Source organism: Brevundimonas phoenicis (assembly GCF_047237745.1).
Lineage (GTDB): Bacteria > Pseudomonadota > Alphaproteobacteria > Caulobacterales > Caulobacteraceae > Brevundimonas.
Map to the genome: position 1 here is coordinate 30,036 of NZ_JBDFLN010000001.1, position 19,468 is coordinate 49,503.

General features: G+C 69.8%; 17 protein-coding genes. 9 read left to right on the top strand and 8 right to left on the bottom strand.

Features of this window, described 5'->3' with window-relative positions; translation table 11 throughout:
- The 3 genes from addB to trxA all read left to right on the top strand — a co-directional run bounded on the left by addB (position 1) and on the right by trxA (position 6,959).
- A complete protein-coding gene (gene addB / locus ABC419_RS00160) occupies positions 1-3,075 on the top strand; it encodes a double-strand break repair protein AddB (protein ID WP_412876715.1) in 3,075 nt (1,024 codons plus the stop codon).
- Positions 3,072-6,500, top strand: coding sequence for a double-strand break repair helicase AddA (gene addA, locus ABC419_RS00165; protein WP_412876714.1), 3,429 nt, complete (start codon positions 3,072-3,074; stop codon positions 6,498-6,500). The genes addB and addA overlap by 4 nt, the downstream gene beginning before the upstream one ends.
- A gap of 126 nt (positions 6,501-6,626) precedes the next feature.
- Positions 6,627-6,959, top strand: coding sequence for a thioredoxin (gene trxA / locus ABC419_RS00170; RefSeq protein WP_003168818.1), 333 nt, complete (start codon positions 6,627-6,629; stop codon positions 6,957-6,959).
- A 175-nt stretch (positions 6,960-7,134) separates the two neighbouring features.
- Here trxA and ABC419_RS00175 read toward each other — a convergent pair whose 3' ends face one another.
- The 8 genes from ABC419_RS00175 to ABC419_RS00210 form a co-directional block, all read right to left on the bottom strand.
- Positions 7,135-8,421 (bottom strand): bifunctional folylpolyglutamate synthase/dihydrofolate synthase, encoded by a 1,287-nt coding sequence (locus tag ABC419_RS00175; RefSeq protein WP_412876713.1) that lies wholly within the window; start codon positions 8,419-8,421, stop codon positions 7,135-7,137.
- Between the two features lie 15 nt (positions 8,422-8,436).
- A complete protein-coding gene (locus ABC419_RS00180) occupies positions 8,437-9,333 on the bottom strand; it encodes an acetyl-CoA carboxylase carboxyltransferase subunit beta (RefSeq protein ID WP_412876712.1) in 897 nt (298 codons plus the stop codon).
- 11 nt (positions 9,334-9,344) lie between these two features.
- A complete protein-coding gene (trpA, locus tag ABC419_RS00185; protein ID WP_412876711.1) occupies positions 9,345-10,187 on the bottom strand; it encodes a tryptophan synthase subunit alpha in 843 nt (280 codons plus the stop codon).
- Positions 10,184-10,675: a hypothetical protein gene (locus ABC419_RS00190; RefSeq protein WP_125899420.1), complete on the bottom strand. Its 492-nt coding sequence runs from the start codon at positions 10,673-10,675 to the stop codon at positions 10,184-10,186. Before ABC419_RS00190 ends, trpA begins: the two co-directional genes overlap by 4 nt.
- On the bottom strand, positions 10,675-11,886 hold the full coding sequence (trpB, locus tag ABC419_RS00195) for a tryptophan synthase subunit beta (RefSeq protein ID WP_412877988.1): 1,212 nt from the start codon (positions 11,884-11,886) through the stop codon (positions 10,675-10,677). The genes ABC419_RS00190 and trpB overlap by 1 nt, the downstream gene beginning before the upstream one ends.
- 45 nt (positions 11,887-11,931) lie before the next feature.
- Positions 11,932-12,570 (bottom strand): phosphoribosylanthranilate isomerase, encoded by a 639-nt coding sequence (locus tag ABC419_RS00200; protein WP_412877987.1) that lies wholly within the window; start codon positions 12,568-12,570, stop codon positions 11,932-11,934.
- Positions 12,571-12,719: 149 nt separating this feature from the next.
- Complete coding sequence (locus ABC419_RS00205; protein WP_412876710.1) at positions 12,720-13,460, bottom strand: pseudouridine synthase; 741 nt, start codon at positions 13,458-13,460, stop codon at positions 12,720-12,722.
- A 139-nt stretch (positions 13,461-13,599) separates the two neighbouring features.
- Positions 13,600-14,499 (bottom strand): class I SAM-dependent methyltransferase, encoded by a 900-nt coding sequence (locus ABC419_RS00210; protein ID WP_412876709.1) that lies wholly within the window; start codon positions 14,497-14,499, stop codon positions 13,600-13,602.
- A gap of 61 nt (positions 14,500-14,560) precedes the next feature.
- Here ABC419_RS00210 and mutM point away from each other — a divergent pair, with 61 nt between their 5' ends.
- From mutM to dnaA, 6 genes are all read left to right on the top strand, one after another.
- Positions 14,561-15,424, top strand: coding sequence for a bifunctional DNA-formamidopyrimidine glycosylase/DNA-(apurinic or apyrimidinic site) lyase (mutM, locus tag ABC419_RS00215; RefSeq protein ID WP_412876708.1), 864 nt, complete (start codon positions 14,561-14,563; stop codon positions 15,422-15,424).
- Between the two features lie 91 nt (positions 15,425-15,515).
- Complete coding sequence (locus tag ABC419_RS00220; RefSeq protein WP_412876707.1) at positions 15,516-16,004, top strand: hypothetical protein; 489 nt, start codon at positions 15,516-15,518, stop codon at positions 16,002-16,004.
- Entirely contained in the window at positions 16,004-16,222 is a 219-nt protein-coding gene (locus tag ABC419_RS00225; RefSeq protein WP_412876706.1) for a helix-turn-helix transcriptional regulator, read from the top strand. Before ABC419_RS00220 ends, ABC419_RS00225 begins: the two co-directional genes overlap by 1 nt.
- A 40-nt stretch (positions 16,223-16,262) precedes the next feature.
- Complete coding sequence (locus ABC419_RS00230; RefSeq protein WP_412876705.1) at positions 16,263-17,048, top strand: enoyl-CoA hydratase; 786 nt, start codon at positions 16,263-16,265, stop codon at positions 17,046-17,048.
- A gap of 166 nt (positions 17,049-17,214) precedes the next feature.
- Positions 17,215-17,484 carry a 30S ribosomal protein S20 gene (gene rpsT / locus ABC419_RS00235; protein WP_040346357.1) on the top strand — a complete coding sequence of 90 codons (270 nt, stop codon included), beginning with the start codon at positions 17,215-17,217 and terminating at the stop codon, positions 17,482-17,484.
- A gap of 514 nt (positions 17,485-17,998) precedes the next feature.
- Positions 17,999-19,417: a chromosomal replication initiator protein DnaA gene (gene dnaA, locus ABC419_RS00240; RefSeq protein ID WP_234287882.1), complete on the top strand. Its 1,419-nt coding sequence runs from the start codon at positions 17,999-18,001 to the stop codon at positions 19,415-19,417.
- Positions 19,418-19,468 lie beyond the last annotated feature (51 nt).

Genomic DNA, 19,468 nt, shown 5'->3' on the forward strand with positions numbered 1-19,468 from the left:
ATGACGGGGGGGCGCTTCGATCCTTTCTCGGGTGACGGCCCGCGATGGCGCGCCGTGCCCGCCTGGCGCCCCTTCCTCGAAGACCTGGCGGCGGGGGTGCTGGACTGGCTGGGCGACGCCCCGCCCGAGACCCTGACCGACGCCACCATCCTGCTGCCCAACCGCCGCGCCGCCCGCGCCTTCTCCTTCGCCCTGGGCAAGCTGGCGGGCGAGCGCCCCGTCCTGCTGCCGCAGGTGCGGCCGCTCGGCGATCTGGAGGAGGACGAGCCGCCCTTCGCGCCGGGCGAACTGGGTCTGGACCTGCCGCCCGCCATCGCCCCCCTGACCCGCCGGTTCGAGATGGCGCGGATGATCGCCGAGGACTTCGAGCCGGGGATGAAGCCCCTGCGCGCCCTCGAAATGGCCGATGCGCTCGGCGCCTTCCTCGATTCCTGCCAGCTTGAGGAAGTCTCCGACCTGTCGCGCATCGCCACCCTGGCCGAACAGGATCTGGCCGAGCACTGGCGCGAGAGCGCCCGCTTCCTCGGCCTCGCCGTCGAGGCCTGGCCCAAACGGCTGGAGGCGCTGGGACTGGTCGATCCCGCCTGGCGCCGCGCCACCCTGCTGCGCCGCCTGGCCGAGGCCTGGGATGCCCGCCCGCCGCAACAACCCGTCATCGCCGCCGGCTCCACCGGCACCGTCCCGGCCGCCGCCGATGTGCTGAGGGCCGTGGCCAAGTCGCCGCAGGGCGTGGTCGTCCTGCCCGGTCTCGACCTCGATCTGGCCGCCGACGCCTGGGACCGCATCGACGACCAGCACCCGCAGGCGGCGCTGAAGGCGCTGCTGGCCCGCGCCGAGGTCGCGCGCGAGGCCGTCCAGCCCTGGTTCCAGCCCCCCCTCGAACCGGCCGACGAGGCGCGCGGTCTGGCCCGCCAGCGCCTGATCAACGAGGCCCTGCGCCCCGCCGAGGCCACCGACGACTGGCGCCGCGAGATCAAGCGCCTGCGCGCCCGCTCGGCCGAGGCGGGCCGCGCCGCCGATCCCATCGCCGAGGGCCTGTCGGGCCTGACCGTCCTGTCTGTCCGCGCCGAGGAAGAGGCCGCGACCGCCGTCGCCCTGATGATGCGCGAGAGCCTTGAGCACCGCACGCCCGACGGCCGTCCGATCACCTGCGCCCTGGTGACGCCGGACCTGCAGCTGTCGCGCCGCGTCGAGGCGCGGCTGACGCGCTGGGGCATCGTCGCAGACTCCTCCACCGGCCAGCCGCTGTCGCGGATGACGGCGGGAGTGCTGGTCGACCTTTGCGCCCGCTTCCTGGCCGAACCGCTGAAGCCCCAGACCCTGCTGGCCCTGCTGAAGCACCCGCTGGTCCGCCTCGATCTGGGCGAGACGTCGCTGGTCGACGCCGCCGAAGCGCTGGAGGAACACGCCCTGCGTGGCCCTCGTCCACGCCGCTGGCCCCAACTTCACGAACGCCTGCTGAAGGCGGCCGAGCCCCGACGCGGCGGTCTTCCGTTGGCCGACTGGAAGCTGGCCCGGCTGAAGGGCGCGCAGGCCCTCGCCGACCGGCTGGAGGCGCTGGCGGCCGCCCGCCCCTGTCCGCCGGACGAGGCCGCCCAGACCCTGACCGCCCTGATCGAAGTCCTGGCCGGTCAGAACGCCTGGGCCGGGCCCGACGGCGAAGCCGCGGCCTCCCTGCTGTCGGCCCTGGTCGAGGGCGGCGGCCCGCTGGGCGACACCACGCCCGCCGAATTCGCCGATCTGATCGCCGCCTTGCTGGCCGAGACCACGGTGCGCACCGGCGGCGCCACCCATCCGTCCTTGCGGATCCTAGGCGCCATCGAGGCGCGGCTGGCACGAGCCGACCGCATGATCCTGGCCGGGCTGGAGGAAGGCGTCTGGCCCAACGCCGCCCCGGTCGATCCCTTCCTGTCGCGGCCGATGCGCGCCGCCCTGCCCCTGCCCGCGCCCGAGCGGCGTCTGGGCCAGACGGCGCAGGACTTCGTCCAGGCCGCCTGCGCCGACGAGGCGATCCTGGTCCACTGCGAACGGCGCGGCGGCCAGCCTGCCGTGCGCTCGCGCTGGCTGTGGCGGCTGGAGATGCTGACGCGCGGCGCCCATGCCGATGACACGCCGGTCAGGCTCAGCGCCCCGGCGGGCGTCTCCGACTGGACCGAAGCCCTCGACGTTCCGCTGCACGGCCCGGCCCGGCTGGCCCCGCGCCCCGCACCCACGCCCCCGGTCGAGCGCCGCCCGCGCAGCCTCTATGTCACCGGGGTCGAACGCTGGGTCCGTGACCCTTACGCCCTCTACGCCCGCCGCATTCTCAACCTCGAACCGATGAACCGCCCCGGCGCCTCGGCCGAAGCGCTGGATCGCGGCAACGCCGTGCACAAGGCCATCGAACGCCTGACCGAGGACTGGCCTCACCATCTGCCCGACGATCTCGACGCCGTGATCGAGCGCCTGCTGCTGGAAGAACTGACCGCCCACGGCTTCGAGGACGCCGCCATGGCCCGCGAGGCGCCGCTGGCGAGGAACGCCGCCCGTTGGCTGGCCGGGTTCGAGACCGAGCGCCGCGCGCGCGGCGTGGCCCTGCTGATCGAGCAGCAAGGCGCATTAGAGTTTGACGCCCCTGGCGGCCCCTTCACCGTCAAGGCCTACGCCGACCGCATCGAGATCGGCGCCCTGACCGCCGCCGTCATGGACTTCAAGACCGGCCAGGTTCCCTCGGCCAAGCAGATCAAGGAGGGCTTCGCGCCTCAACTGACCTTGACCGGCGCCATCCTGGCCGCCGGCGGCTTCAAGGCGACGAACGGCCCCGTCCCGCCCGAAGAGCTGGCCTACGTTCGCGTCATCGGCCGCAAAAAGGCGGGCGAGGTCGCCGTACGCGCCGCCGGACCTGAGGCGCAGGCCCTGTCCGACGACGCCCTGCAAGGCCTGATGGCCCGCGTCGCCGAGTTCGACCGGCCGGAGACGCCCTATCTCTCGTGGGCCGCGCCGCATCTGATGGGCAGCTACAGCCCCTACAACCTGTTGGCCCGCGTCTGGGAGTGGCACGTCATCGGCGGCGGCGAAGAAGGAGAGGCGGAATGAACCTCCACGTTCGGGGCGCCCTCAACCCGCAGACCCGCGCCGCCGATCCGGCGCGCTCGGTCTTCGTCACCGCCAACGCCGGGTCGGGCAAAACATCGACGCTCGTCAGCCGGGTGGCGCGCCTGCTGCTGGGCGGCGCCGCGCCCTCGGCCATCCTGTGCGTGACCTACACCAAGGCCGCCGCCGCCGAGATGCAGGCCCGCCTGTTCGAGACGCTCGGCAAATGGGCCGTCATGGACGACGGCGAACTGTCGGCCGAACTGGCGAAACTGGACGACAGCGACCCCGCCGCCCTAAATCCCGCCCGCCTGTCCGAGGCGCGCCGCCTGTTCGCCCGCGCCCTGGAGACGCCAGGCGGGCTGAAAATCCAGACCATCCACGCCTTCTGCGAAAAGCTGCTGCGGCGCTTCCCCATCGAGGCGGGCGTGTCGCCGCGCTTCACCGTGCTGGAGAATGAGGCGGCGATCGCCCTGTCCCACGCCGCGCGCGAAGACCTGGCCCGCGCAGCCCTCGCCGACGCCGAGGGGCCGGTCGGCGAGGCCTACAGCCATTTCGCGGTCGAACTGGACTGGGGGCGGTTCCAGGATCTGCTGGCTCTGATCGAGAACAAACGCGCCGAACTGACGGACTATGTGACCCGCGTCGCCGACGGCCGCGCGCCCGGCCCCTACGTCCTGACCGGCGCCGATCCGCAAAAGACGCCCGAGGACATCGAGGCCAATTTCCTGCGCTGGCTGGACCGGGGCGAGGTCCGCCGCATGGCCGAGCTGATGGCCACCGGCTCCAAGACCGACAAGGACCGCGCCGCCGAACTGATCCACGCCCTCGACCACGACTGGAGCTTCCACGGTCTCGGCGTCGTCTTCCTGACCGGCTCGGGTTCGCCCCGCAAGTCGATGGCGACCAGCAAGGCCCCGCCCGACGCCGCTGAGTGGATGACCACCCTTCAGGACAAATTCCTGGCCGCCCGCGACCAGTTGCGCGCGGCCAAGGTCGCCGACGACACCATCAGGCTGCTGACCCTCGCCAACGCCCACGCCGCCCTCTACGAGGCGGCCAAGACGGCGCACGGCGCGCTGGACTTCTCGGACCTGGTGGCGCGCACGGTCGAGCTGCTGACCGTCCGCTCGACCGCCGCCTGGGTGCTGTACAAGCTGGACGGCGGCGTCGATCACGTCCTGATCGACGAGGCCCAGGACACCGCGCCCGAACAGTGGGCCATCATGCGCGCCCTGACCGGGGAGTTCTTCACCGTCCCGGACACCGACCGCACCGTCTTCGCCGTCGGCGACGAGAAGCAGTCGATCTACTCCTTCCAGGGCGCCCGGCCCGAACGGCTGCGCCAGGAATCCCAGGTCTATGACAGCCTGATCAGCGGGGCGGGCGGCGCCTTCGAGGGCGTGCCGCTGGAGACCTCCTACCGCTCGACCGAGGCGGTGCTGACCTTCGTGGACGCAGTCTTCGGCACGCCCGAACGCGCCCGCGCCCTGGTCGGAGAAACGGGCGAGATCCCGCACCATACCGCCGCCCGCAAAGGCCAGCCCGGCGCCGTCGAACTGTGGCCCCTGTTCATCGACGAGGCCCCGCCGGAGCGCGACGCCTGGACCGACCCCGTCGATCAGGAAGGAACCGCCAGCGCCCGCAAGCGCATGGCCCAGACGCTGGCGTTCGAGATCAAACGACAGGTCGAGACCGGCGCCGTCGTCTTCGACAAGGGCGGCGCCGCGCGTCCCTGCGGCTACGGCGACTTCCTGATCCTGGTCCGCCGCCGCGATGCGACGTTCGAGGAGATCATCCGCGCCCTGAAGGCGGCGGGCGCGCCGGTGGCGGGCGCCGACCGGCTGAAGCTGTCGCAGCACATCGTCTTCGACGACCTGAAGGCGCTGGCCCGGTTCGCCCTCTTCCCCGGCGACGATTTGACGGTCGCCGAGGTGCTGCGCGGTCCCTTCTGTGACGTGGACGAGGACAGCCTGTTCGATCTGGCGGGCCGCGAGAAGCGCGACAGCCTGTGGCGCGAACTGAAGCGCCGGGCGGAGGAGCGGCCCGAGTGGGGCCGGGCGCTGGACCTGCTGCGCGCGGCGCGCAGCGCCCGCGACCTCGATCCCTTCGGCTTCTTCTCCAGCCTACTGAACCGGGTCGACGCGACAGGCCAGTCCGGCCGCGCCCGCATCCTGACCCGCCTGGGGCGCGAGGCCGAGGAAGCCGTCGACGAGACCCTCAATCAGGTGCTGGCCGCCGAGGGGCGCGGCGGAACCGATCTGGAGACCTGCCTCGCCCTGCTGGAAGCCGCCGACGTCGAGGTGAAGCGCGAACTGGAAGGCCCGCGCGGCGAGGTCCGCGTCATGACCGTCCACGGCGCCAAGGGGCTGGAGGCGCCGGTCGTCATCCTGCCCGACACGACGATGAAGGCGAAGGCGCAGGGGCCGTCCCTGATGCCGGTCGCCACCGAGAGCGGCGAAGCCTGGCTGATGTGCCCCGGCTCGTCGAAGGAGGACTGCCCCGCCTCGGCCGACGCCCGCGCAATCCGCGAGGCGCGGGTCGGCGATGAATCCCTGCGCCTGCTCTACGTCGCCCTGACCCGCGCACGGGATCGGGTGATCGTCATGGGACGCGGCTCCAAACGCGCGCCCGAGGCCGGGGACTGGTGGTCGGTGCTCGAAGAGACCTTCGACCGGCTGGGCGATCAGGTGCGCGAACTGGACGGCGGCGTCCGTCGCTACGGCGCCGATCCCGACAACCTGCCCGCCGCCGTCGCCGCCGCCGAGATGCGCGCGGAGGCCCCCGCGTGGGCGCGGACCAATCCGCCGCGCGACGCCGCCGCCCGCTTCGCCTCGCCCTCGCAGATGCAGGAGCAGAAGCGCATCCCCGCCCCGTCGCCTTTGGCGCGCGGCGAAGGGCCGGGCGCGGGGCTTGGCCGGTTCCGGCGCGGCGACCTGATCCACCGCCTGCTGGAGCGCCTGCCCGACCTGCCCGCGCCCGACCGACCCGACGCCGCGCACCGGATGCTGGCCCGCGAGCGCGACCTGACCGAGGACCAGCGCGCCGAGATGATCGCCGCCGCCTTCGGGGTACTGGACGACGCTCGCTTCGCCCCCGTCTTCGGTCCCGGCAGCCGCGCCGAGGTCGCCCTGACCGGGACCGCGCCCGACCTGCCCGACGGCGTGTCGATCTCGGGCCGCATCGACCGGCTGGTGGTCACGCCGCAGCGAGTGCTGGTGGTGGATTTCAAGTCCAACCGTCCGGCCCCAGATCAGGCCGAGAACGCCGATCCCGCCTATATTCTGCAAATGGCGATCTACGCCGCCGTCCTGCGCCGCCTCTATCCCGACCGCGCGGTCGAGGCGGCCCTGGTCTGGACCGACGGGCCGAAGCTGATGGTGGTCCCGCAAGACCTGATGTACGCCGCTCTCGAAAATGCGCGTTGATTTGTCCGGGATTCGCACCCACATCTGTGGCCGAACGCTGGCGCCATCGTCAGCGCGCGATTATCAAATGCGCTCAAGCAGCGAGCCGCCGCGCGGCGAGCGATAGCGCTCTTAAGGAGATCATTCATGGCGACTGTGAAAGTCACCGACGACAGCTTCGACGCCGACGTCCTGAAGTCCTCGACCCCCGTGCTGGTGGACTTCTGGGCCGAGTGGTGCGGCCCCTGCAAGCAGATCGGCCCGGCGCTGGAGCAGATCGCCGACGAACTGGCGGGCAAAGTCACGGTCGCCAAGGTCAACATCGACGACAGCCCCATGGTCCCGTCCAAGATGGGCGTGAAGGGCATTCCGACCCTGATGCTGTTCAAGGACGGTCAGATGACCTCGATGAAGGTCGGCGCCATGCCGAAGGGCAAGATCGTCGAATGGCTGGCCGAAGCCGGCGTGAAAGCCGACTGAAAATCTCCCTCCCCTTCATGGGGAGGGCGGCTGAGCCCGCAGGGCGAAGTCGGATGGGGGCGGCGTTTCGAAAGAGGCGCCGCCTCTTTCTTTGTTCGCTTCGCCCAAGCCCTCCCCACCCGGTCGCTTCGCAACCATTCTCCCCATAAAGGGGAGGGAGAGGCGGCGCGTTTGCTTATACGGGCCAGGTCTCGCGGCTGGCGCCCAGCACCTCGCCCGCCAGATACAGCGAGCCGCAGATGACCACTCGTCCGGCGCCCAGGGCCAGGGCGCGGTCAAGCGCCGCGTCCACCGATCCCGCCGCCAGGGCGCCGAAGCCCCGTCCCTGCGCGACGGCGGCCAGGGCCTCCGGCTCGGCGGCCGCACCCTCGAAGCCGACGGTGAAGACCTGGGCGTCGATCCCCTTCAACGCCTCGAAGAAGCCGCCGGCGTCCTTGTTGGCCAGCATGCCGACGATCAGAGCCGTCGGGCGCGGCGCGCGCGCCTGGCGGTCGGACAGGGCGCGGGCCAGCGCGCGGGCGGCGTGCGGGTTGTGCCCGCCGTCCAGCCACAGTTCGGCGTCGGCCTTCTGAGCCTTGTCGGCATAGGGACCGTTGGTGAGCCGCTGCATCCGCGCGGGCCAGCGCACGGCCTTCAAGCCCTCGGCGACAGCGGCTTCGGGCAGGTCCAACTCCAGCGCGGCGGCGATGGCGACGCCGGCATTGTCGAACTGGTGCGCGCCGGACAGGGCGGGTGCGGGCAGATCGAGGAACCGCTCCTGATCCTGATAGACGAGGCCCCCGCGCTCGGCCCAGGCGTCGAAATCCACGCCCATGACGGTCAGGGGCGAGCCGACCTCGGCCGCGCGGCGCGCGATCACGGCCATGGCCGCCTCGGACTGGCGCGCCACGACGCCGCGCGCGCCCGCCTTGAGGATGCCCGCCTTCTCGCCCGCCACGCCCTCGATGGTCGTACCCAGAAACTCGGCGTGGTCCAGATCGACGGGGGTGATGACGCTGAGCAGGGGCCGGGCGATGACGTTGGTGGCGTCCAGCGATCCGCCGAGGCCCACCTCGACGACGGCCAGATCGGCGGGCGTCTCGCTCATGGCCAGAAGGCCCGCCGCCGTGGTGCTCTCAAATACGGTGGCCTGGCCGCCGGTTTCGGCCATCGCCGCCTCGACCCGGTCGAGAATGGCGTTCAGCGCCTCATCGGTGATCAGCGTCCCAGCCAGCCGGATACGCTCGTTGAAACGCACCAGATGCGGCGAGGTATAGGCGTGGACGCGCAGTCCCGCCGCCTCGGCGATGGCGCGGATCAGGGCGACCGTCGAGCCCTTGCCGTTGGTGCCCGCGACATGAACCACCGGCGGCAGTTTATCCTGCGGATTCCCGAGCGCGGCGCACAAGGCCCGCATCCGATCCAGCGACAGGTCGATGCGCTGGGGATGCCGGGCGCGCAGGCGTTCCGAAATCGGGTCCATGGCAAAAGCCTGCGGTTAGGCAGCCTTCTTCTGGGCCGCGCCGCCCATCAACATGGACAGGATCAGGCCCAGCATCGTCGGCAGGTCGCCGCGCGACACCACCTTGTCCACCATGCCCTTGTCCTTGAGGTATTCGGCGCGCTGGAAGCCCGGCGGCAGTTTCTCGCGGATGGTCGTCTCGATCACGCGCGGACCGGCGAAGCCGATCAGGGCGCCCGGCTCGGCCAGGTGGACGTCGCCGAGCATGGCGTAGGAGGCCGTGACCCCGCCCGTGGTCGGATCGGTCAGCACCACGACGTAGGGGAGCTTGGCCGCCTTCACTTCCTGAACGGCCAGGGTGGTGCGGGCCATCTGCATCAGGCTGAGCGCGCCTTCCTGCATCCGCGCCCCGCCGGCGGCGGTGTAGCAGACAAAGGGCACATTGCGCTTCACCGCCTCACGCGCGGCGGCGATGAAGGCCTCGCCCGCCGCCATGCCCAGCGACCCGCCCATGAAGGTGAAGTCCTGAACGATGACCACGGCGGGCGCGCCGCCGATGCGGCCATAGCCGATGGCCATGGTGTCCTTGCGGCCCGCCGCCTTGCGCGCCGCCGACAGACGGTCGCGATAGGGCTTGCCGTCCGAGAACTTCAGCGGGTCTTCGGGCACGTCCGGCGTGTCGATGTTCTCGAACAGGCCGTCGTCGAAGGTGGCCTTCAGGCGCGTCGGCGCATTGATCCGCATGTGACGGCCCGACGGCGTGACCCACAGGGCCGCCTCCAGGTCCGAGCGGAACAGCATCTCGCCCGTATCGGGATCCTTGACCCACAGATTGTCCGGGGTGTCGCGCGGGCTGACGATCTTGCGCACGCCGGGCGCGAAACGCGACAGCCAGCCGCCGCGAGCCTTGTTCTCGGGATTTTTATCGACCATGGGCGGGGCCTTTAAACGGTTTCCGTCACGGAAGCACTAGTTCTCGCCGTCTTCACAGCATCGGCCAGGGCCTTCACCTTGGCCAGAACGCGAGGAACGGCGGGTTCGTTCGCCTCGAGAGCGGCGGCCACTTCGTCGACGAAGACCGAGCCGGCGACGACGGCGTCGGCGACGCGGGCGATCTCGGCGGCGCGTTCCGGCGTCTTCACGCCGAAGCCGACAGCGACGGGCAGGTTCGTTGCGCGGCGCACGCGCTCGACGGCAGGCGCCACATCGGCGGCCACGGCCTCCTTCACCCCTGTCACCCCGGCGACCGAGACATAGTAGACGAAGCCCGAGGTGCCCTCGGCGATGACCTTCAGACGCGCGTCGTCGGACGTCGGCGTGGCCAGGCGGATCAGCGACAGATCGGCGGCCTTCAGCGCAGCCAGCAGGGGCGCCGCCTCTTCCGGCGGGCAGTCGACGACGATGATTCCGTCCACCCCGGCCTCGGCCGCATCGCGGGTGAAGACCTCATAGCCGTAGGATTCCACCGGGTTCAGATAGCCCATCAGGATCAGCGGCGTGTCCTGATCGCCCTTGCGGAAGTCAGCGACCAGATCGAGCGTGCCGCGCAGGGTCATCCCCGCCTTCAGCCCGCGCAGGGCGGCGCGCTGGATCGGCGGCCCCTCGGCCATCGGGTCGGAAAAGGCCAGACCCAGTTCGATCAGATCGGCCCCTGCGGCGGGCAGGCCCTTCAGGATTTCCAGCGCCTCATCCCGGCTGGGATCGCCGGTCATGACATAGGGCACAAAGCCGGCCCGCCCCTCGGCCTTCAGCTTGGCGAAACGGGCGTCGATGCGTGCGGTCGTCATTGCGGCAGCGTGCCCGCGACCGGCGACGCCGTACAGACGTCGCCCGGAATGACCGCGAAGCCCAGATAGCCCGGCGCCGTCGCTTCGGCCGGCTTTTCCTGATCATAGAAGGCGACCATCTGCATGCCGTCGCAGCCGCCGCCCTCGCGACGCTTGACGAAGATGACGCGGTTGTCGTCGCCGTCGGCGGGCAGCCAGCCCTGCCCCTGCAGATGCGTCGTATAGGCTTCGGCCAGGGCGCCGATCTGATCGATCTGAGCGGTCACGCAGAAGGCCGCGGTGCGCAGCAGGCCGCCGCAATCGGCGGATTCCGTCGCCGGAGGCAGTACCGGCACGCCCGTCGCCGGCGGCCCGGGCGGAATGGTCGGCGCTGTCTGCACCGGCGCCTGGGCCGCGGGCGCTTGTGGCGCAGGCGCCGTGTTCTGCGCCAGGCTCAGGGTCGGCGAAACGGCCGCCAAAGCGGCGGCGATCAGCAAGGTCTTCATCATTACAACTCCACGCCCAGGTGTTGCGCCACGGTGTTAATGTCCTTGTCGCCTCGACCCGACAGGACGACCACCAGATCGCCGCCCTTGCCGATCTGCTTGGCGACTTCGCCCGCACGCGCCAGGGCGTGCGAGGACTCCAGCGCCGGGATAATGCCTTCCAGCTTGCACAGCGCCTGGAACGCCTCCAGCGCCTCATCGTCGGTCGCCGACAGATACTCGGCGCGGCCCAGATCGTGCAGCCAGGCGTGCTCCGGTCCGATGCCCGGATAGTCGAGGCCCGCCGAAATGGAGTGGCCCTCAAGAATCTGGCCGTCGGCGTCCTGCAGCAGATAGGTGCGATTGCCGTGCAGCACGCCCGATCGCCCGCCCTTCAGGCTGGCGGCGTGTTCGGGGGTGTCCAGGCCGTGGCCCGCCGCCTCGACCCCGATCAGGCGCACGCTCTCGTCTTGAATGAAAGGGTGCATGGCGCCGATGGCGTTCGATCCGCCGCCGATGCAGGCCATGACGGCGTCGGGCAGGCGGCCGATCTGGCGCTGGCTCTGAGCCTTGATCTCCTTGCCGATCACCGACTGGAAGTCGCGCACCATGGCCGGATAGGGGGCCGGGCCCGCCGCCGTGCCGATGATGTAATAGGTGTCGGCGACATTGGTGACCCAGTCGCGCATCGCCTCGTTCATGGCGTCCTTCAGCGTCGCCGCACCGGCCGTCACCGGGTTCAGCTCGGCCCCCAGCAGCTTCATGCGGAAGACGTTCGGCTGCTGCCGAGCCACGTCGACGGCGCCCATATAGACCGTGCAGGGCAGGCCGAAGCGGGCGCAGACGGTGGCCGAGGCGACCCCGTGCTGACCGGCGCCGGTCTCGGCGATGATGCGCGTCTTGCCCATGCGGCGGGCCAGCAGGATCTGGCCCATGCAGTTGTTGATCTTGTGCGCGCCCGTGTGGTTCAGGTCTTCGCGCTTCAGCCAGATCTTGGCGCCGCCGAAATGCTCGGTCAGCCGCTCGGCGAAATAGAGCGGGCTGGCGCGGCCGACGTAGTGCTCCAGATAGCCGTCGAGTTCGGCCTGGAAGCTGGGATCCGCCTTGGCCGCCGCATAGGCCGCCTCCAGCTCGTGGATCAGCGGCATCAGGGTCTCGGGCACGAAACGACCGCCATAGGGGCCGAAACGCCCCTCGGCGTCAGGCCAGGCGTAGGAATTCGAGAGAGCGTTCACGGTCTGGGGCACAACGTAAAGTCTTCAGGGAGGAAGGCGACGAAATCAGGACCGCGATGCGGCGTCCAGAAAAGCTTTGATCAGGGCCCGGTCCTTAACACCCGGCGCGCTTTCGACGCCAGAGGAGACATCAACCATCGACGCCCCCGAAATCCGCACCGCCTCGGAAACATTTTGCGGATCCAGCCCGCCCGCGAGGAACCAGTTTGCCGCAAGCGCCCGGTTCTGCATCAGCCTCCAGTCGAACGAGGCCCCCACCCCGCCGGGCAGGTCGGCACCTTTCGGCGGCCTGGCGTCGAACAGCAGATGATCGGCGACGCCGGTCCAGTCGGCGACGCTGGCGAAGTCCGCCTCGTCCTGAATCGGCAGGGCCTTGATGACCCCCGCTCCCGTCAGCCGTCGGGCCTCGGCCGCGCGCCCAGGCGTCTCATGGCCATGCAACTGGATGAAGTCGGGCCGCAGGATCAGGGCGACCTCGCTCAGCAGGGCGTCGTCAGGATCAACCAGAACGGCGACCACCTTCGCTTTTCCGCGCGCCCTGTCAAACAGGGTCGCAGCGTGCAGCGGCGGGATGTGGCGCGGGCTCTTGGGAAACACCACCGCCCCGACAAAGGCCGCCCCGCCCTGAAGCGCCGCATCCAGCGTATCCGGCGTCGTCAAGCCGCAGATCTTGGTCAGTGTCATGGCGGTGAGGTGCGCGAGCATGAGGAAGAGGTCAAGCACGCCCTTCTTCTCCCCGCTCACCCCGGCGGACGCCGGGGCCCAGTTCTTTGGCGGCAAACGCGGCGCGTCAGGCTCTCACTGGATCCCGGCGTCCGCCGGGATGAGCGGAGTTAGGAGACGAAGATCGAAGCGATCTCATCCTCGCTCAGCAGCCGCCACGCGCCCAGCGCCAGATCATCCGGCAGCACCAGCCCGCCCAGCCGCTCGCGGTGCAGGGCCTCGACGTGGTTGCCCGCCGCCGCGAACATCCGGCGCACCTGATGATAGCGCCCCTCCGTCACCGTCAGCAGGGCCTCGGTCGGCGACACCCCCTCCAGCACGGCGGGCGCCAGCGGCTTGTCCTCGCCCTCCAGCACCAGCTCGCCCGAGGCGAACAGCGCCCCTTCCGTCCCGTTCAGGGGCCGCGCCAGCGTTGCGCGATAGACCTTGGCCACATGGCGCTTGGGCGAGATCACCCGGTGCAGCAGGTCGCCGTCGTCGGTCAGCAGCAGCAGGCCGCTCGTCTGCTTGTCCAGCCGCCCGATGGTCGAAATCGCCGGATCGCGCCGCCGCCAGCGGTCGGGCAGGACGTCATAGACCAGCGCCCCGTCCTCCTTGTGCGAACAGGTCATGCCCAGCGGCTTGTTCAACAGGACGACCAGACCGGCCACCGGGTCCAGCGGCTCGCCGTCGATCTCCATGCGCGTCGGCAGGTCGGGCGTCACCGGGATGCGCTTGGACACATCGGTCAGGTCGGCGCCGTCCAGCACGATGCCGCCCGCCTTGCCCAGCCGCGCCATCTCGGCCCGCGAGCCGTAGCCCATCGACCCCAGCAGCTTGTCCACGCGGGAGGTAAGGGTCTTCTTGCTCATGCGCCTGCTCCCCCTGCCGTCATCCTCGGGCTTGACCCGAGGATCCAGAGACTCGACGTCGCCGTCGGCGTGCAGCCTTCGACGCTCGGCGTATATGGACCCTCGCGACAAGCCCGAGAGTGACGATGAAGAGGGAAGTTCACTTCACCGCCTCGAAAACCTTGTAGCCGCCCTGATCGACCACCATCCGCACCCGCTTGAAGGCGGCGTCCAGTTCGGCCTCATAGGGCAGGTGGCGGTTAGCGACGATCCAGGCCGTCCCGCCCTTCCGCAGCATCTCGGCCGCCTTGCGGATGAAGTTCTGGCCCAGCCGCCGGTCCTCGGCGCCGCCGTCATGGAAGGGCGGATTGCTGACGATGAAGTCCAGGTCGCCCGCCGCTTCCAGCGTACGCACATCGGCCCAGTCGAAGCCGGCCCGCGCATCCTCGACATTGCGCTTCGCCGCCTCGACCGCGCGTCGGTCGATGTCGATCAGCCGCAGGGCCGTCACGGCGGGCGCGCGCAGCACCACCGTCGACAGCGCCCCGAAGCCGCAGCCCAGATCGGCGCCCGCCCCTTTCAGCGACGGCAGCACCTGCGCCAGCAGCGCCGTGCCCGGATCGATCCGGTCCCAGGCGAAGACGCCCGGCTGAGACCAGGCCTCCAGCCCCGACACCACGCGCGGCGCGCCCGCCTCGATCGTCGCGTCCAGCCCCTCCGCCGCCTCGGGCCGAATGACGATGCAGCGACGATGGTGGGCCTTGGCCGTCTCTGCGACCTCCAGCCCGAAGCCCTTCAGCTCCTTGCCCAGACGCGAGCCGCCCTTGTCCTTGGGCGCCATGACGTCCAACCGACCGCCGGGCTTCAACGCCTTCAGCGCCAGCGCCAGCGTATAGCGCCGCTCAACCGCGCCGGGCGGCGCATAGAGCATCACCCCGTCGGCCGATCCGGGCGCGACCGTCTCCAGCGCCGTCGAGCCGGGGATCAGGGGCGAGGTCTGGGTCGCCGTCGAGGGCGGATCGAACACCGCGGGCGGGCGGCCATAAAGAAGCATGGTCATCCGCTGCCTATAATCCCTTCTACCCTCGCCCGAGAAGCCGCCCGCGCCTAAGCTGACGCCCATGCCCGAATTACCCGAAGTCGAAACCGTCCGTCGCGGCCTGGAGCCTGTGCTGGAAGGCGCGCGTCTGACCGCGCCGCGCCAGAACCGGCCGGACCTGCGCTTCCCTTTCCCGGAGCGCTTCATCGAGCGGCTGGAGGGGGCGACGATGCTGCGTCTGGAGCGGCGGGCGAAATATCTGCTGTTCCCCCTGTCGACCGGCGAGACCTGGATCACCCACCTGGGCATGACCGGCCGCTTCACCCTGGAAGGCGTCGCCCCCGGCGCGTTCAAGACGGACGCCCCCGTCGTCGGCAAGCATGAGCATATGAGCCTGACGGCCGACCGGGGCGGGGTGCTGACGCGGCTGGGCTACGCCGATGCGCGCCGTTTCGGCTTCATGGGCCTGATTCCGACCGAGCCGGTCGAGGGCCACGCCTGGTTCGCCAGGCTGGGGCCCGAGCCACTGGGCAACGCCTTCTCCGGCGCGCATCTGGCCGAGGCCTTCGCGGGCAAGGCGCAGAACATCAAGGTCAGCCTGCTGGACCAGAGCATCGTGGCGGGTCTGGGCAACATCTATGTGTGCGAGGCCCTGTACCGCGCCCGCATCTCGCCCCTGACGGCGGCGGGCAAGGTCAGCCGCCCCCGGCTGGAGCGATTGGCGGTCGAGGTCCGCAACGTCCTGGCCGACGCCATCGCGGCGGGCGGCTCGACCCTGAAGGACTTCGCCAATGTCGAGGGCGGACAGGGCTATTTCCAGCACCGTTTCGACGTCTATGGCCGCGAGCATGAACCGTGCCGCACCGAGGGCTGTCGCGGCGTGGTGAAGCGCATCATGCAGGGCGGCCGCTCGACCTTCTTCTGCCCGGTCTGTCAGAAGAAGTGATGTCTAAAAATTTGGACTCTATGTAAAAAATAATAGACAATACGTCCGCTTTGTGTGACATTGCTCCGCGACAGCAGCCAGGGAGCGCGTCATGAGCTTTCGCGAGAAGCACCTGTGGGTGGCCATCATCGCCGGGTTGGCGGTCTGGGGCGCCTACGCCTGGAGGTTCGGCGAGCGGGTGCTGGCCGGAGGGCTGAAGCAGGCGGACTTCGCCGCCGACATGGGCGGTCTGTTCATCCTGGGCCTGATCGCTGTGGTGGTTCTGGAAAGCGGGCTGACGGCCCTGGCCATGCTGACGACGTCCAAGGCCGAGCGCCGGGCGCGCGACGAGCGTGAAGGCGCAGCGACGCTGCAGGCCAGCCATGTGTCTCTGATGCTGTTGATCGGCCTGCTGGTGACGATCTCGGCGGTCGCCTATGGCGTCGGCTTCTGGGGCAGCCTCAAGCCTGAGGGGTTGGCGCGGTGGATGATCCCCGGCAACGGCCTGGTGCTGGCGGCCAATGCGGTCCTGGGCTGCGTCATGGCGTCGGAGCTGGCGCGCTGGGCCCTGTCCCTGGCCCTGTTGAAGCGGGGGCGGTGATGAGCAAGCCGCCGCCGCCCATCCGGAACCGCATCCGCGAACTGCGCTTCCATGCCAATGAGATGACTCAGGCCGACCTGGCCGCGCGCATCGGCATGACGCGCCAGACCATCGTCGCCATGGAGCAGGGCAAGTACTCGCCCAGCCTCGAAGCCGCCTTCCGCATCGCCCAGGTCTTCGGCGTCGAGATCGGCGAGGTGTTCCAGTGGGAGGGCTGAGGCGCTAGACCTCCCTGCAACGAGCATAGAGGAGCGCCTGATGGCCGACGCCTATTCCACCCTGCTGATCGAACGCCACGCCGACGGCTATGCGGTCGTCACCCTGAACCGGCCCGAGGCGCTGAATGCGCTGAACACCACCTTGACGGGCGAGCTGGGCGACTTCCTGGAGAGCGTGGCTGATGACGACAGCGTGCGCTGCATCGTCCTGACCGGCTCGGTGAAGGCCTTCGCGGCGGGCGCCGACATCAAGGAGATGGCGGATCAGGCCTATGCCGACATGTATCGCGGCAACTTCTTCGCCCGCGCCCACGATCGGGTGGCGAGCTTCCGCAAGCCGATCATCGCGGCGGTGTCGGGCTATGCCCTGGGCGGCGGCTGCGAGCTGGCGATGCTGTGCGACTTCATCATCGCCTCGGAGACGGCCAAGTTCGGCCAGCCCGAGATCAACCTGGGCGTGGCCCCCGGCATCGGCGGCTCGCAGCGCCTGACCCGCGCCGTGGGCAAGGCCAAGGCGATGGACATGTGCCTGACCGGCCGGATGATGGACGCGGCCGAGGCCGAGCGTTCGGGTCTGGTCTCGCGCGTCGTGGCGTCTGACGCCCTGTTGGACGAGGCGCGCGCCGCCGCCGCCAAGATCGCCGGCCAGTCGATCCTGGCCGTCATGGCCAACAAGGAACTGGTCAACGCCGCCTTCGAGACGACCCTGGCGCAAGGGGTGGTGTTCGAGCGCCGCCTGTTCCACTCCCTGTTCGCCTTCGATGACCAGAAGGAGGGCATGGCCGCCTTCGTCGAGAAGCGCAAACCGGCTTTCACGGGTCGCTGAATCCGTGTCGGGGCCGGACGCTTCGGGGCGCAAACCCCGGCCCCGACTCAATTCGCGCCGGATCGCGTTGACCGTTCGGGGGCTTTCCGCTATAGCCGCCCGCTCTTGAGATTTTCTCGCCGTGGACGTGTGGTTTGCGGCGTTTTCGTTCGAAGGTTTTTACCCGATGGCCAACAATGCAGGCGCCCGCAAGGCGATCCGCAAGATCGAAGCGCGGACCGAAGTGAACAAGGCCCGCCGCACCCGCGTGCGCACCTACCTGCGCAAGTTCCAGGAAGCCCTGACGGGCGGCGACGTCGAAGCCGCCAAGGCCGCCTTCATCACCGCCCAGTCGGAACTGATGCGCGCCGTGTCGAAGGGCGTGGTTCACAAGAACACCGGCTCGCGCAAGGTCAGCCGTCTGGCCGCCCAGCTGAAGAAGCTGTCGGCCGCCTGATTTCGCAGGGCGCTCGGACGGGTCTTCACGGCTTCGTCAAACGGCGCAATGTGACGGCTACGGAGGGCCTGTAACGGGCATTTCGTAAAAGAATGTAAGAATTTCAACGGCGAGGAAGCGCAAGCTCCCTCGCCGTCTTGCTGTCTGCTCCTAAGTCGCGCTTACGGATTCGGGTTCTCGATTGAGGCGAAATCGCCATTTTCCCAAGCCCTGCCGAGGTTTGCCGGAGTCAATCAATTTAAGTGCGAATCTCGACTCGAATCAGCGTTGATCTCCGCCGCGCCGGGGGTAAGTTGAAGGGGTAACGCGCTTCCGTCCTGTTGGGATGAAGACGAGGGAAATCAATGGTTTCCCTTGGCGCGAGATGTCTGTCTGTGAGTACGACCCCGCTTGCGAAGCCCCGCTTCGCGAGGCGAGAGAAGTCGTCCCTGGACGTGGCGTCTCGAAGGGCGTTCGTCGGTGATAACTCTTGTGGCGGGTGTTCTGAATGATCGGGGGCGCGGTAATGGCGGGAATGACGGATCCCAACCGTATCTGGACCGAGGCGGCGGACCGCCTGAAGGCTGAGATCGGGGATGGTCCCTTCAGCTCCTATATCGCGCCTTCCGCCGTGCGCGTGGATTCCCAGGGCAATCTGATCCTGGTGACCCCGACGGCCTATGCCCGCGACTGGGTGCGCAAGAACGCCCTGCGTCGCATGAACGAGCTGTGGCTGGGCCTGGACGGCCTGTCGCGCCGCCTGGAGGTGCGCTGCCGCGCCGAGATGGGTTCGGCCCCGCCGTCGGGCCTGCGCGACGCCCCGCGCCTGGCTTCGATCAGCCCCGCCCCGATCGCTCCGGCCGCCGCCGCGCCCGCCTTCGCCGCCGCGACCGACGGCGCCCGCGCCGTGCGCGCCGCCGGTCTGCAGGAGCGTCTGACCTTCGACAGCTTCGTCGAGGGCCACGGCAACGCCTTCGCCCTGGCCATCGCCAAGCAGGTGGCGACCTGGGCCGACGGCCACTTCAACCCCGTCTTCTTCTGCGGCCCCTATGGCTACGGCAAGACCCACCTGCTGAACGCCATCGCCTGGGAGGCGCAGCGCCTGCGCCCGGACGCCAAGGTGGTCTATCTGACCGCCGAACGCTTCCTGTCGACCTTCGTGCGCGCCATGCAGGACCGCTCGACCGCCGCCTTTAAGGAAAGCTTGCGCTCGGCCGACATGCTGCTGCTGGACGACGTCCAGTTCGTCGGCGGCAAGACGAGCACCCAGGAAGAGCTGCTGAACACCCTCACGGCCCTGATCGAGGACGGCAAGCGCATCGTCCTGTCGGCCGACCGCGCGCCCATGGCCCTGACCGACGTCGAGCCGCGCCTGCGCAGCCACCTGGCGGCGGGCCTGACCTGCCCGGTCGAGGCGGCGGACCGCGACCTCAAGGTCGCCGTGGCCCAGTCGCGCCTGAACGCCCTGGCCCAGCTGGGCGTCGTCACGGGCGAGGCCCGCGCCGACGTGCTGGAGCATCTGATAGACCGCACCCCCGGCTCGATGCGCGAGCTGGAAGGCGCCGTGAACACCCTGGCCGCCGTCGCCGGCAGCCGCCTGTCGGCCCTGACGGTGGACGAGGTCCAGTCCCTGCTGGGCGCCGCCCTGCGCACGGGCCCCGAGCGCCGCATCACCGTGGACGAGATCCAGAAGACGGTGGCCGAGCACTTCAACCTCAAGCAGGCCGACCTGCTGAGCGAGCGCCGCACCCGCGCCATCGCCCGTCCGCGTCAGGTCGCCATGTATCTGTGCAAGCAGCACACGACCCGCTCCTATCCCGACATCGGCCGCCGCTTCGGCGGGCGCGACCACACCACCGTCCTGCACGGGGTCCGCAAGATCGAGGAGCTGATGCCCAAGGACGATCAGATCGCCCGCGACGTCGAGGCCCTCACGCGCAAACTGCGCGGGTAAAAGGAAAGCGGCGCGCAAACTGCGCGGGTAAGCTCTCCCTCCGCTCGTCCC

What these genes read in the sequence shown, in the direction of transcription:
- trpA (WP_412876711.1), bottom strand. Translation starts at nt 10,187, where the DNA reads ATGACGACCGCACGCATCGACGCCCGTTTCGCCAAGCTGAAGGCCGAG.
- ABC419_RS00190 (WP_125899420.1), bottom strand. Translation starts at nt 10,675, where the DNA reads ATGATGAAGACCTTGCTGATCGCCGCCGCTTTGGCGGCCGTTTCGCCG.
- ABC419_RS00205 (WP_412876710.1), bottom strand. Translation starts at nt 13,460, where the DNA reads ATGAGCAAGAAGACCCTTACCTCCCGCGTGGACAAGCTGCTGGGGTCG.
- ABC419_RS00175 (WP_412876713.1), bottom strand. Translation starts at nt 8,421, where the DNA reads ATGGACCCGATTTCGGAACGCCTGCGCGCCCGGCATCCCCAGCGCATC.
- rpsT (WP_040346357.1), top strand. Translation starts at nt 17,215, where the DNA reads ATGGCCAACAATGCAGGCGCCCGCAAGGCGATCCGCAAGATCGAAGCG.
- ABC419_RS00180 (WP_412876712.1), bottom strand. Translation starts at nt 9,333, where the DNA reads ATGGTCGATAAAAATCCCGAGAACAAGGCTCGCGGCGGCTGGCTGTCG.
- addA (WP_412876714.1), top strand. Translation starts at nt 3,072, where the DNA reads ATGAACCTCCACGTTCGGGGCGCCCTCAACCCGCAGACCCGCGCCGCC.
- ABC419_RS00225 (WP_412876706.1), top strand. Translation starts at nt 16,004, where the DNA reads ATGAGCAAGCCGCCGCCGCCCATCCGGAACCGCATCCGCGAACTGCGC.
- addB (WP_412876715.1), top strand. Translation starts at nt 1, where the DNA reads ATGACGGGGGGGCGCTTCGATCCTTTCTCGGGTGACGGCCCGCGATGG.
- dnaA (WP_234287882.1), top strand. Translation starts at nt 17,999, where the DNA reads ATGACGGATCCCAACCGTATCTGGACCGAGGCGGCGGACCGCCTGAAG.
- ABC419_RS00230 (WP_412876705.1), top strand. Translation starts at nt 16,263, where the DNA reads ATGGCCGACGCCTATTCCACCCTGCTGATCGAACGCCACGCCGACGGC.
- ABC419_RS00210 (WP_412876709.1), bottom strand. Translation starts at nt 14,499, where the DNA reads ATGACCATGCTTCTTTATGGCCGCCCGCCCGCGGTGTTCGATCCGCCC.
- ABC419_RS00220 (WP_412876707.1), top strand. Translation starts at nt 15,516, where the DNA reads ATGAGCTTTCGCGAGAAGCACCTGTGGGTGGCCATCATCGCCGGGTTG.
- ABC419_RS00200 (WP_412877987.1), bottom strand. Translation starts at nt 12,570, where the DNA reads ATGACACTGACCAAGATCTGCGGCTTGACGACGCCGGATACGCTGGAT.
- trxA (WP_003168818.1), top strand. Translation starts at nt 6,627, where the DNA reads ATGGCGACTGTGAAAGTCACCGACGACAGCTTCGACGCCGACGTCCTG.
- mutM (WP_412876708.1), top strand. Translation starts at nt 14,561, where the DNA reads ATGCCCGAATTACCCGAAGTCGAAACCGTCCGTCGCGGCCTGGAGCCT.